The organism is Paenibacillus sp. oral taxon 786 str. D14, from assembly GCF_000159955.1.
Classification (GTDB): Bacteria; Bacillota; Bacilli; order Paenibacillales; family Paenibacillaceae; genus Fontibacillus; species Fontibacillus phoenicis.
The window spans coordinates 32,766-44,012 of the sequence record NZ_GG695985.1 but is presented as its reverse complement, the minus strand read 5'-3'; the positions used below and the strand labels follow the sequence as shown (position 1 = coordinate 44,012).

Sequence of the window (11,247 nt, the reverse complement as noted above, 5' to 3'; positions counted from 1 at the left end):
CGTCTTGCACGCCGAGATCGCCCAGCGCGGCCGTCTTGGCCTCCGTCGCCGTCATTACGGCGTTGACCATCGCCGCCGGCGTCAGCCGCCCATCCACGGCCAGCAGCACATTAATCGTTCCCGGCGTCCATGAGGCCGGGAACGTCGTCCGCCGAACGCCCGCCCGCGCGGCGTTCGACGCCCCCGCCGTCGCGCAGCAGAAGACGGCGAAATCCTCGCCGCGTTCCTCTGCCACCGCGGCGTAGCGCATCGGGACCGCCGTCAGCAGCCCCGCTGTCCCCTCGGCCGGGTATCCCCATTGCTCCAGCAACTCCGCAATGTCCCGCGCCGGATCGTCGCAGCGGTATTGGCGGTCTACGTAGATGTTGACCATCCGGCGCAGCCGGCCAGATCCACCGCCATAGACTGCGCTGCTCAGTCCGTCCATCTCCTCCGGCGCCTCCAGCAGCAAATGCCGCTCCCCATATTCCAGCTTTAAGCCGGGCCATACCTTGGATTCATACACTTCGCCCGGACGGGCCGCCATAAAAGGCATTCCCATCGTCATCCTTCCCTTCCTCCCAACATGAAAGTCCACCAACAACAACTTTTAATACACCTAAGTTCAATAGCACAACATCGAACGCTTACCCGTCCTTTAGCCGCGCATGATTGCTTCCAGCTCCCGCAGCAGCTTGCTGCAGGCCGGCTCATCCTTCACCGCCAGCCGGATATCCCGCTCCGTCAGCCCCGGATACATCGCGCAGCTGCGCACCAGCACCCCGCGCCGCCCAAGCGCCGTTTGCATCGTTTCGGCCGTCCACGGCTCCGGCAGCCGTACGAGCAGGAAGTTCGCTTCGCCCGGCCAGGTTTGACACCCGAGACGCGTCAGCTCACCCATCAGAAGGTCACGCTGTCGCTTCACCAACTCGATTGTCGCCTGCTCATACGAAGCATCCGCCCTCAAGCAATACTCCCCCGCCAGCAGTGCCAACGAGTTGACGCTCCAGGTCACCTGCTTGTCCCGCATGCGCTGGGCCGTCTCCGGATGCGTGATCGCGTAACCGAGCCTGAGGCCCGGAATCGCATAAAACTTCGTCATCGACCGGATCAAGATGAGATGCGGATAATCCCGAAGCTCCGGCAGCAACGTGCGGCGTTTCGGTTCCGGAATAAAGTCGATAAACGCTTCGTCGACAACCACATACGTGCCGTACCGCTCTCCGGCCGCCGCAAACCGCCGCAGTTCGTCCAAGCTGTATTGCACTCCATTGGGATTGTTGGGCTGACCGATAAACGCCAAATCCGTCTCTCGAATCAGGCCCTCCACCTCCTCCGGCGCGGCCTTAAACGCCCGCGCTTCCGTTCCAAATACCAACTGCACCTGGGCACCAAACTGCTCCGAAAGCGTACGGTATTCGGAAAAGCAAGGCTCCACCACCCCAACCTTCTCCGGAGTAAGTCCCAGCAGCGCCAGTGCCATATTTTCCGCCGCCCCGTTGCCAATGACCAGCATTTCCTCCTCGACTTGAAGGTGCTCAGCCAACTGCTTGACCAGCCCGCGGTGCCCGGGATCCGGATACCGCACGATGCCGGGCAACGCCTCGCGCAGCGCATCCAGCAGTCCAGGAGGTGGCCCCAGCGGATTGATGTTCGCGCTAAAATCCGTCCATTCCCCTGCCGCCACGCCGTACCGGGCCGAAGCCGTCACCAGATCGCCGCCGTGGCCAAAAATCTCTAACTCCATCGAGCGATTCCTCTTTTCTTTCCAAAAAGTTCAGGTGTCCCCATTATCGGTGTCCCGTCTTTTTCCGTCAACAAGGAAGAACTTTGCGTTCTTTTCCGGCAAAAAACGCTGCTCCCCCTTTGGTTTCGACACCAATTGGTTTACAATAAAATCGTATGCGTGTATGACTACATCCCGGGGCCTGAGAATCAGGCGGCCGGCCGCAAAATAGGAGGATGGAGAACCATGCTGTTTATCGATAACGAAGGCATTACCGATGCGTCCGTCAATTTGGCCATCGAAGAATATGCCTTAAGACATTTGCCGCTGGAGGACGACAGCTATTTGCTGTTTTATATCAACGCACCTTCCATCATTATCGGCAAGCATCAGAACACCATCGAGGAGATCAATCAGGAATACGTTAAGGAGAACGGCGTGCAAGTCGTCCGTCGGCTTTCCGGCGGCGGTGCGGTGTACCACGACCTGGGGAACCTGAACTTCAGCTTCATCACCAAGGATGACGGCGAGTCGTTCCATAACTTCCGCAAGTTTACCGAGCCGGTGGTCGCTGCGCTCAAATCCCTTGGCGTGAATGCGGAGATGACCGGACGCAACGATCTTCAGGTTGGGGAGAAGAAGATTTCGGGCAACGCCCAATTTGCTACGCGGGGCCGCATGTTTAGCCACGGTACGCTGATGTTTAATCTGAACCTCGACAACGTACAGGCCGCGCTGAACGCCAATCCGGAAAAATTCAAATCGAAGAGCACCAAATCCGTGCGCAGCCGGGTGGCCAACATCATCGACTTCCTGGATCGCAAAATGACGATCGAGGAGTTCCGCGCTGAGCTGCTGCGGCATATTTTTGGCATGGAACCGCACGAAGTACCTCAATATAAGCTGACGGAAGCGGATTGGGCAAAAATCCATGAAATTTCCGAGCAACGCTACAAGAACTGGGATTGGAACTATGGTTTGTCGCCGGAGAGCAATGTGAAGCACGCGAAAAAATTCCCCGTCGGCATTATCGATCTGCGCATGAACATCAAGGACGGACATATTCAGAACATTAAGATTTACGGCGATTTCTTTGGTGTCGGCGACGTAGCCGATATCGAGGACAAGCTGAGAGGCGTAAAATATGAGGATTCGGCTGTACGGGATGCGCTCGCCGGCGTTGACGTGAAGCACTATTTCGGCAACATTGAGCTGGACGAATTCATCGGGCTGATTTTCCTTGAAGATTGACGAGCATCCGGCTTCTACTTTTATGAAAAAGCCTGCCGCGAACCGCACGCGCCTGGCGGATTTGGCGCTGTTGTTCGTGGCGTTCATGTGGGGCTGCACCTTTCTGATCGTTCAGCATGCGGTCCGGGTGCTCCCGCCCCTGGCTTTTAACGGCATCCGTTTTATCGGGGCAGCGCTGCTGCTCGCTTTGATCATTAGCATGTTCTACCGGCAAGAATGGAAGCAATTGTCCTGGCGCATGATGGGGCATGCTGCGCTGCTAGGGTTATTCCTGTTTTTAGGCTATACGTTTCAAACGGTTGGCTTGCTGTATACCTCAACCTCAAACGCCGGTTTTATTACCGGATTGTCTGTTGTTATCGTGCCTTTTTTGTCCTTTTGGCTGTTAAAACATCAAATTTCGCGTTTCACCTGGATCAGCGCAATTCTGGCTGCCGCCGGGCTTTACCTGCTGGCGTTCGCCGGCAGTTCCGGCCTCGTCTTGAACCTGGGGGATGCGCTCGTGTTTTTGTGCGCGGTTGGTTTCGGTCTGCACGTCGCCTATACCGGCGTATTTGCCCCCCGTTATCCGGCCTTGCCCTTAGCTTCGCTGCAGATGGCGGTCGTGGGTGTCCTCAGTGCGGCGGGTTCGCTGCTGTTCGAGCGCACCGCTTCCTGGAGCGAAACAGCCGGTCAACTGATGCAGCCGGAAGTATGGCTTGCGCTGCTCGTTTCCATCGGGCCCACCAGTGCATTTGCGTTTTGGATCCAGACAGTATGCCAGAAATTCACCAGTCCTTCCCGGGTCGCGGTCATCTTCGCCATGGAACCGGTTTTTGCTGCAGCGACCGGCGTGCTTTTTGGCGGCGAGCAATTAGGCTGGGCCACTGGGCTTGGCTGTCTATGTATTCTGGGAGGCATGCTGCTCGCGGAATTAAAATCGGGTGGAGTTGAATCTGAATCCCCCGAATCGGTTGGATAGAGAGATCTTCCTTAAAGGAGAGAAACCATGTATAAACTGATTGCCATCGATATTGATGATACTTTAATTAATGATGACAAAGAGGTCACCCCTGCAACACAGCAGGCGTTGGAGCAAGCGGTGGCCAAGGGCGTCGTCGTCACACTGGCTACCGGCCGCGCTTACGCATCCGCTCAAGCGATCGCCCGTCAAACGGGACTTAACGTACCGATTATTACGTACCAAGGCGCACTGGTCAAAAACCTGATGGACGAAAAGGTGCTCTACGAGCGTTACGTCCCCATGGAAGCAGCGCGCAAACTGTTCGAATACTGCATCGAGCGCAACCTGCACCTGCAAACGTACATTGACGATAAGCTGTACGCCCGCGAGGAGAACCAGAAGCTGATCGACTACACCAAGCTGAACCGGACGCAATATTATGTGGAGCCGGATTTTGCCAAGCTGGTCGCCCAGCCAACGCCAAAAATGCTGATCATCGACGAACCCGATTACCTGGACCAAATCGCGCCGGAGCTGCGCGAGCTGCTCGGGGACGGCGTTCATATCACCAAGTCGAAGCCGAACTTCCTGGAAATCATGCATGAGGAAGGCACCAAGGGCCATGCTCTGCGCTTCCTGGCCGCCCATTTTGGTTGCGACTTATCAGAAACGATCGCTATCGGCGACTCCTGGAACGACCATGAGATGCTCGAAGCCGCCGGCCTAGGCGTGGCGATGGGTAATGCCATCCCAGCGCTGAAGGAAATCGCCGACTATGTCACGTTAAGCAACAATGAAGACGGCGTGAAGCATGTCATCGAGAAGTTTGTGCTGAATGCAAAAAACTAACTGGATCCTTCCAGTTAGTTTTTTTTAATATAGCTGAAATTTCGAATATAATTTGCTGTTAAACGCCCAAAACTCGAAATCTATTCGGTTTTTCATATAGATTCAGGGCATTTGCGTCAAAATGGGGTGATTAAGCATGAAATTTCATATACATTTGGTCAAAATGACCCCACGTGGGTGAAATGTATTCGAATTTTCGCATACATTATCATGCCCGCTGGAAACGGAGCTCAGACATCTGCTTGGACAACGGTTGGCAACGAAGTTCAGACATCCGCTAGGACAACGGTTGGCAACGAAGTTCAGACATCCGCTAGGACATTCGCTGGGAAACGAAGCCGTACATCCGCCGGTGCATCCGTTGGAACACAGCTGTACATCTGCTCGTAAATCCCTCGGACATCTCCTTGAAAATCCTTTGGAAATCCCCTCGGAGCCCCTTAGCCTTTACTTCCCCTTCTGCAGCGACATTTGCATTCCCGTCACTGCAAACTCCACTCCCTCTGGCAGTCCATAATCGCGTCGCAGATCGATGTCATGCGACAGATGCGTGAATACCGTCCGCGTCGGCCGAATCTCGTTCAACAGCTCCAGTGCCTCCTTCACGTCATACACCGACCGGGTCGTAAATTCGGCGGTTTCGTGATAAAAGCTTGTGCCCAGCACCAGCAGATCAAGGCCAAACAACGGCTGCTTTTGATCCTCTGGCAAGGCGATGGAATCCGAGCAGTAAGCCCAGGTGAAGCCATCTTTCTCTAATCGATAGGCGTACGAAAAGCCGTTTTTGCCGTGGAAGACCTTCCACGCGGAAATCTGCCACCGGGCTAGGCGAGTGCCCTCCGCGCCAACGGCATGCAGATCTAAATGGCTGCCCAGCCAAGGGAACTGGCGAAGGATCGTGTCCAACACCTCCTGCGGCGCATACAATTGTCCCCGTCTACCCAGCCAGCGGCAGGCATCGGCCCATTCGGGCAGTCCGCCAATATGGTCGAAATGGGCGTGCGTGATCAGAATTTGCTCCGCAAAACGCTGCCCTCGCCGCTCCATCCCGGACCGCCAATCCGGTCCGCAATCGATTAGGAAGCCGCCCTCTTCACCTTCCACCGCCACCAGAGCGCGATACCTCCGGTTCACACCGGAGCTGCGTGCTTCCCCGCACACCTCGCAATCACAATACACTCTAGGAACGCCCATCGCATCCCCGGTGCCGATAAACTCAAGCCGATCCATATCGAAATGTCTCCCTCCTGCCGAGCCGCTCGCCTTAGTTTTACGAGTCGTGCCCCGCTCGCCATATCCTGCAACTCTCGCGTAAAAAAGCGAGATTTAGGAAACCTCCCAAATCTCGCTTTGCTTGGCACTACCGCCCCAACAAATCCAACGAGATCGAATTAGAAAACCCGTTCATCTCCGGCGCGCCATAAGCGGGTTCAATCGTCAGCTCTAGGCTGTCTCCATAACTCAGCGTCTTGTCCTTGACGTAGAGATGCGCCCGGTTGTTGTGGTATTGCAGCAACCCTAAGCTGTCGCGCGCCCCTTCCTTCACGATCCATACGCGGACCATCTGCCCTTTATCCGGAACGAGCCCGCCGACCAGCATCAGCACCTCTCGGGTACCTGCATTGTACCACACCATGCCGTTCTCCGGCTCCATGCGGCCCATGGCGATTGGATAAGAGATCGTGTCCGGCTTCGACAGGACCGGCAGCGCTTCAGGCTCGTAGGTTTGCACATAGCGGTCCCAGCTGGCTTCGGGCTGGTTCAGGTGATCGATGACAACCCTCATGCCGACCAGTACGATCAGCGCGGCCGCCAGCGACACCGTCCACTTCCAACGAACGGTGAACAGCCGTAACGCTCGGCGTCGCCAGCTGATCCATCTTACCCGACTCCGCAGGCTGCGCCGTATCCGCTCGGAAGGGATAGCGCCCGCCCACGGGTCCAAGCGCTGCGCGGAAGGAGAAACGGCCTGCTGATGCAGTTGAGGCTGCGACGGTCCTGGGGCAGCCGCCAGGTTTGGAGTAAGCTCCCGGTTGCCAACAGCCGGTCTCCCCGGCAGTTCCGGCAGCTCCATTTGCTCTGGCTGCACCTTCGTCCCCGGTTGCTCCGTTTTCTTCAGCTGCCCCGACAATGAACCGTCCTCGCCGTCGATCCCCAGGACGCTCTCCCAATACGTTTTCTGCTCCAGGCAGACCGTGCAGCTATCCAGGTGCAACGCCATTTCAGAGTGCCGCGGTTCCTCCAGCGTTCCCAGCAACCAATCAATCCACTCCTGCTCAGTGTACATCCGAATGCAGACGTTCTCGTTGCCCGGCCCGCCGATGTTGCGAACCTTATCGCTGTCTTGCCCGTTCATGCTCGTTCCCTCCTTCCAGCGGTTCTCCCCAACCTTGCTTCTCCAGTTGCTTGCGCAAATTGTTCAGCCCGTAACGTACCCAAGACTTTACGGTGCCAATCGGAACGCTCCAGGCTTCCGCCATTTCGCGTTGGGTTTGCAAGGCGAAATAAGAGCCCATAATCGCCTTCTTCTGCGTCTCCGGCAGCGCGTAGATCGCTGTGCGGAGCGCTTCCCGTTCCAACCGGGACAAGACTTGATTCTCGCCGGAGCTGTCTTCGTCCACCGCATCCCGGCGCAGCGCCTCATCGCCCGGATACTTCAGCCGCGCTTTGCGCCGCAATCGGTCCAGACTGCGGCTGCGGGTCATCACCGCCAGCCAGGCTTTGATTGACCCGCGCGACGGGTCATAGTCTTGCCCCCGCCGCAGCACCTCCAAAAACACCTCATGGCAAATATCCTCGGCCTCCATCCGCTCCCCAACCAGACGGCCGGCCACCTGCATGACAAAAGGAGAATAACAGGCATAAAACGCATCAAATGCGCGGACGGAACCGTTGCACATCTCACGCAACTGCCTGGTCATCTCTTCATTTTGCAGGTCCATACTTGTCCCTCCCGCAAAATTTCTCCTCTTCTTACCTCCCGTTTTATCAAAAATGAATTCGCTTGAAAACCCCAAAAAAATTTCTAGAATCGAATAAATCCAAAGCGTCGTTTCGTGCGTACCTTTGATGAACATCATTATTTTTCTTAGGGGGTACAAGAGATGCTTCAAACCTATCGAAAAGCGGCGTTCTTGCTGCTCATTCTGGTCACGACCCTAAGCGTTGCCTTATCCGGGGTCGGCAAAGCCTCGGCGGCGGGCTCATTGGAGCTCTTCACGCCATATTTGGAATGGTCCGCTGCACCGGGCGAATCTGTGTCTTATTCGATCGATCTTGTCAACCATGGCAGCAGTACGGCTTCGGCCAATCTCTCGCTGGAGACGCAAAGCAAGGATTGGAAATACGAACTCACCGCAGGCGGGCGCGAAATTTCGCGGCTGGCGGTAAAGGCCGGTGAAACGCAATCCTTCACCCTCGATCTTGAGGTCCCGCTGCAAATTAACAAAGGCCGGTACGTGTTCAATCTTAAAGCGGATGATGCAACGCTGCCGCTGGTCGTTAACGTCTCCGAGCAAGGGACCTTCAAAACCGAGCTGACCTTGGATCAAGCCAACATGGAAGGCCATTCGGACTCCACGTTTACGTATAGCGCGGTGCTGCGTAACCGAACGACGCAAAAGCAGACCTACGCCTTCAACGCACAAGCCGAGCAAGGCTGGGACGTTCGTTTCAAAGCTGACGGCAACAGCGTCACTTCGGTTGAAGTGGAACCCAACACCGAGAAGTCGATTACGATTGAAGTGAAGCCGCCGGAGCAAATCAAAGCCGGCACCTATGAAATCCCGATTTCGGCAACGAGCGGCGATACCACAGCCAACGCCAAAATCGAAGCGGTCGTAACGGGAACGTACGACATGAAGTTTTCCACGGTGGATGACCGGCTGAGCACAGACGTGGGCGCAGGTTCCGAACGCAAACTGACCTTCGTGGTCCAAAATACCGGCTCCGCTGAGCTGCAAGATCTCTCCTTCTCCTCGGCCGCTCCGACGGATTGGGAGGTGTCCTTCGAGCCTTCCTCGATCACATCGATCGCGCCGGGTGAAAGCAAGCAGGTTCAAGCCACCATTAAATCCAGCAAAAAATCGCTCCCAGGGGACTACATCGTCAGTCTGACTGCCTCCTCCGCGAACAAAAGCGCGAACGCTGATCTGCGGGTTACCGTAAAATCGTCCGTATTATGGGGATGGGTGGGGGTTCTCATCATACTGGCCGTTTGCGGAGGCATCTATTACCTGTTCCGGAAATATGGGAGAAGATAATCCATGGTTACGGAAACCGGCAAGACACCTACCCCATCGGCTACTGGCGAACGTCCGGTCATTGAACTCGTGCAGCTGACGAAGAAATACGGAGAAGCCACCGCCGTTGATCATCTGAACTTAAGCATCGCCCGCGGGGAAATCTTTGGTTTGCTTGGCCCCAACGGTGCAGGGAAAACCACAACGATCCTGATGATGCTCGGGTTGGCCGAGCCAACCTCGGGACAGGCGCGGATTTGCGGCTTTGACCCGACGCGCGAGGCGCTGAAGGTGAAGCGGAAGGTGGGTTATCTGCCCGATGATGTCGGGTTCTATGAGGATCGGACGGCGCTGGATAATCTTGTGTATACAGCAAGACTGAACGGCGTATCGGAGCAAGAAGCTTTGCAACGCGCCAAAGCCCTGCTGGAGAAAACCGGACTTGCAGACAACGCCGGCAAGAAGGTCGGAGCGTTCTCCCGCGGGATGCGGCAGCGGTTAGGTCTGGCGGACGTGCTCATCAAAAATCCGGAGGTCATTATCCTCGACGAGCCAACGCTGGGGATCGACCCCGAAGGGGTGCGCGAGCTGCTTGCCCTCATCTCTTCGCTCAGCCGCGACGAGAAGCTGACGGTGCTGCTGTCCTCGCACCATCTGCATCAAGTGCAGCAAATATGCGACCGGGTTGGTCTATTCGTCCAAGGCCGGTTGATTGCCTGCGGCGACATCCGCACCCTGTCCAAACAGCTGGATGCGGACGGCAACGTCTATGTAGAGGTTGGCGCCAAAGGCTGGACGGAGGAGCTAGCCCGGAACATTTCCAGCATCCAGGGCGTCCGTGACATCCGTTACCCGCAGCAAGGGGACGACGAGATCGAGCGGGGCGTTACCGCAACGGTGGTTTGTGAACGGGACCTTACCGCACAAATCGCCGAAGCCGTGATTCAGAAGGATGCGGAGCTTGTGTACATCCGCCGCAAGGAATACGGACTTGACGATATCTACCATCGCTATTTTGAAAAAAGGGGTGAGTCATGATGCAGCCAAACAAAACCGTGGGCAGCCGTTCTTTCAAAGAGCAGCTGCGCCTGGATGAGTGGCGGGAACGGGCACGCAAGCTATGGGCAGAGCTCCGTCCCGGCGGAGAAGCGAATCCGCCGCGGGAGCGCTCGTCTTCCTCTTTTTGGGTGATGGTCCAGAAGGAGATTGGTGACCACTTGAGCAGCTGGCGCTTTGGGATCCTAATGGGCATCATCGTACTGGCCTGCATCGGCTCGATCTATTCCGCTGTCTCGGCGATTCGTTCGGGCAGCAGTTCAGCTAGCGGCGGGGCGGGCGATACGTTCCTGTTCCTGAAAATGTATACCTTAACCAGTTCTGCACTGGCGGTTCCCTCTTTTTCTACCTTCCTCTCCTGGTTAGGACCGCTGATTGGAATCACGTTAGGGTTCGACGCCGTCAATTCCGAACGGAATAAAGGAACGTTGGGCCGCCTGCTGTCGCAACCGATCTACCGCGATGACTTCATCAAGGCTAAATTCGTTTCTGCTTTGGTGATCATTGCGGTCGTGGTCTTTTCGCTGGGGCTGCTGGTGATGGGGCTGGGGTTGTTTACCATCGGATATCCGCCAACTCCAGAGGAGTTCGCCCGCATCCTCATCTTCCTGCTGATTGCGGTGGTCTACATCGGCTTCTGGCTCTGCTTGTCGATTCTGTTCTCCATCCGCTTCCGGCAGGCAGCAACGTCGGCACTGTCGTCCATCGCCATCTGGCTGTTCTTTACGATCTTCTATGGCATGATCATCAACATGATCGACAGCGCGACGGCCGTCTCGCAAATGGCGGCGCCGGAGGCGCAGCTGCGGCAGATGAACCTCGTGCTGACGCTGAACCGCCTGTCCCCGACAGAGCTGTTCTCGGAGACGATCTCGACGATGCTCTCCCCCGGCGTCCGCGCCTTGGGACCGCTAACGATGGACCAGCTCGTCGGGGCGATCGCAAGCCCATTGTCACTGGGCCAAAGCCTATTGCTCATCTGGCCGCAATTGACCGGTTTGCTGGCCGCCACCATGATCTGCTTTGGCCTGTCCTACGTCCTGTTCATGCGTCAGGAAGTACGGTCAAGAGCATAAAATATGAAGAAGCCGCTGATTGGTTGGATCAGCGGCTTCTTTGTGTTTTTGTCGCGCCAAAATAGCGGTAATTTTTGGCCTTATTTCAGCCTTAACCCCTTATTTCTGGAAAATAAGGCCATTTTA

The 11,247-nt window shown here is 56.3% G+C and carries 11 protein-coding genes; 6 read left to right on the top strand and 5 right to left on the bottom strand.

Features of this window, described 5'->3' with window-relative positions; all coding sequences use genetic code 11:
- Positions 1-547 (bottom strand): adenosylcobinamide amidohydrolase (locus POTG_RS16825; protein ID WP_232282330.1); only part of this gene is annotated, 547 nt, incomplete at its 3' end.
- Between the two features lie 90 nt (positions 548-637).
- Positions 638-1,726: a pyridoxal phosphate-dependent aminotransferase gene (locus tag POTG_RS16820; protein ID WP_009226045.1), complete on the bottom strand. Its 1,089-nt coding sequence runs from the start codon at positions 1,724-1,726 to the stop codon at positions 638-640.
- 225 nt (positions 1,727-1,951) lie between these two features.
- On the opposite strand from POTG_RS16820, the gene POTG_RS16815 reads away from it, so the two are divergent.
- Genes POTG_RS16815 through POTG_RS16805 form a run of 3 tightly spaced genes read left to right on the top strand, consistent with a single transcriptional unit; the run spans position 1,952 to position 4,748 of the window.
- Positions 1,952-2,956, top strand: a complete 1,005-nt coding sequence (locus tag POTG_RS16815) for a lipoate--protein ligase (protein WP_009226044.1) — start codon at positions 1,952-1,954, stop codon at positions 2,954-2,956.
- Complete coding sequence (locus POTG_RS16810) at positions 2,946-3,917, top strand: DMT family transporter (protein ID WP_009226043.1); 972 nt, start codon at positions 2,946-2,948, stop codon at positions 3,915-3,917. The genes POTG_RS16815 and POTG_RS16810 overlap by 11 nt, the downstream gene beginning before the upstream one ends.
- A gap of 27 nt (positions 3,918-3,944) precedes the next feature.
- Positions 3,945-4,748, top strand: coding sequence for a Cof-type HAD-IIB family hydrolase (locus POTG_RS16805; protein WP_009226042.1), 804 nt, complete (start codon positions 3,945-3,947; stop codon positions 4,746-4,748).
- A gap of 447 nt (positions 4,749-5,195) precedes the next feature.
- Here POTG_RS16805 and POTG_RS16800 read toward each other — a convergent pair whose 3' ends face one another.
- The 3 genes from POTG_RS16800 to POTG_RS16790 form a co-directional block, all read right to left on the bottom strand.
- Complete coding sequence (locus tag POTG_RS16800; protein WP_009226041.1) at positions 5,196-5,978, bottom strand: MBL fold metallo-hydrolase; 783 nt, start codon at positions 5,976-5,978, stop codon at positions 5,196-5,198.
- A gap of 130 nt (positions 5,979-6,108) precedes the next feature.
- Positions 6,109-7,104 carry an anti-sigma factor gene (locus POTG_RS16795; protein ID WP_009226040.1) on the bottom strand — a complete coding sequence of 332 codons (996 nt, stop codon included), beginning with the start codon at positions 7,102-7,104 and terminating at the stop codon, positions 6,109-6,111.
- Complete coding sequence (locus POTG_RS16790) at positions 7,082-7,690, bottom strand: RNA polymerase sigma factor (RefSeq protein WP_036645957.1); 609 nt, start codon at positions 7,688-7,690, stop codon at positions 7,082-7,084. The genes POTG_RS16795 and POTG_RS16790 overlap by 23 nt, the downstream gene beginning before the upstream one ends.
- Positions 7,691-7,852: 162 nt before the next feature.
- Between POTG_RS16790 and POTG_RS16785 the strand changes: the two genes are divergently transcribed.
- From POTG_RS16785 to POTG_RS16775, 3 genes are read left to right on the top strand one after another with little or no spacing between them, the layout of a single operon-like run.
- Positions 7,853-9,010 (top strand): COG1470 family protein, encoded by a 1,158-nt coding sequence (locus tag POTG_RS16785; RefSeq protein WP_009226038.1) that lies wholly within the window; start codon positions 7,853-7,855, stop codon positions 9,008-9,010.
- A gap of 3 nt (positions 9,011-9,013) precedes the next feature.
- Positions 9,014-10,027 carry an ABC transporter ATP-binding protein gene (locus POTG_RS16780; RefSeq protein WP_009226037.1) on the top strand — a complete coding sequence of 338 codons (1,014 nt, stop codon included), beginning with the start codon at positions 9,014-9,016 and terminating at the stop codon, positions 10,025-10,027.
- Positions 10,024-11,121 carry an ABC transporter permease gene (locus POTG_RS16775; RefSeq protein ID WP_009226036.1) on the top strand — a complete coding sequence of 366 codons (1,098 nt, stop codon included), beginning with the start codon at positions 10,024-10,026 and terminating at the stop codon, positions 11,119-11,121. The genes POTG_RS16780 and POTG_RS16775 overlap by 4 nt, the downstream gene beginning before the upstream one ends.
- Positions 11,122-11,247 lie beyond the last annotated feature (126 nt).

Bases quoted from the DNA above. Each gene is read 5' to 3' on its own strand.
- POTG_RS16805 (WP_009226042.1), top strand. From the start codon at position 3,945: ATGTATAAACTGATTGCCATCGATATTGATGATACTTTAATTAATGAT.
- POTG_RS16800 (WP_009226041.1), bottom strand. From the start codon at position 5,978: ATGGATCGGCTTGAGTTTATCGGCACCGGGGATGCGATGGGCGTTCCT.
- POTG_RS16775 (WP_009226036.1), top strand. From the start codon at position 10,024: ATGATGCAGCCAAACAAAACCGTGGGCAGCCGTTCTTTCAAAGAGCAG.
- POTG_RS16785 (WP_009226038.1), top strand. From the start codon at position 7,853: ATGCTTCAAACCTATCGAAAAGCGGCGTTCTTGCTGCTCATTCTGGTC.
- POTG_RS16795 (WP_009226040.1), bottom strand. From the start codon at position 7,104: ATGAACGGGCAAGACAGCGATAAGGTTCGCAACATCGGCGGGCCGGGC.
- POTG_RS16780 (WP_009226037.1), top strand. From the start codon at position 9,014: ATGGTTACGGAAACCGGCAAGACACCTACCCCATCGGCTACTGGCGAA.
- POTG_RS16790 (WP_036645957.1), bottom strand. From the start codon at position 7,690: ATGGACCTGCAAAATGAAGAGATGACCAGGCAGTTGCGTGAGATGTGC.
- POTG_RS16815 (WP_009226044.1), top strand. From the start codon at position 1,952: ATGCTGTTTATCGATAACGAAGGCATTACCGATGCGTCCGTCAATTTG.
- POTG_RS16820 (WP_009226045.1), bottom strand. From the start codon at position 1,726: ATGGAGTTAGAGATTTTTGGCCACGGCGGCGATCTGGTGACGGCTTCG.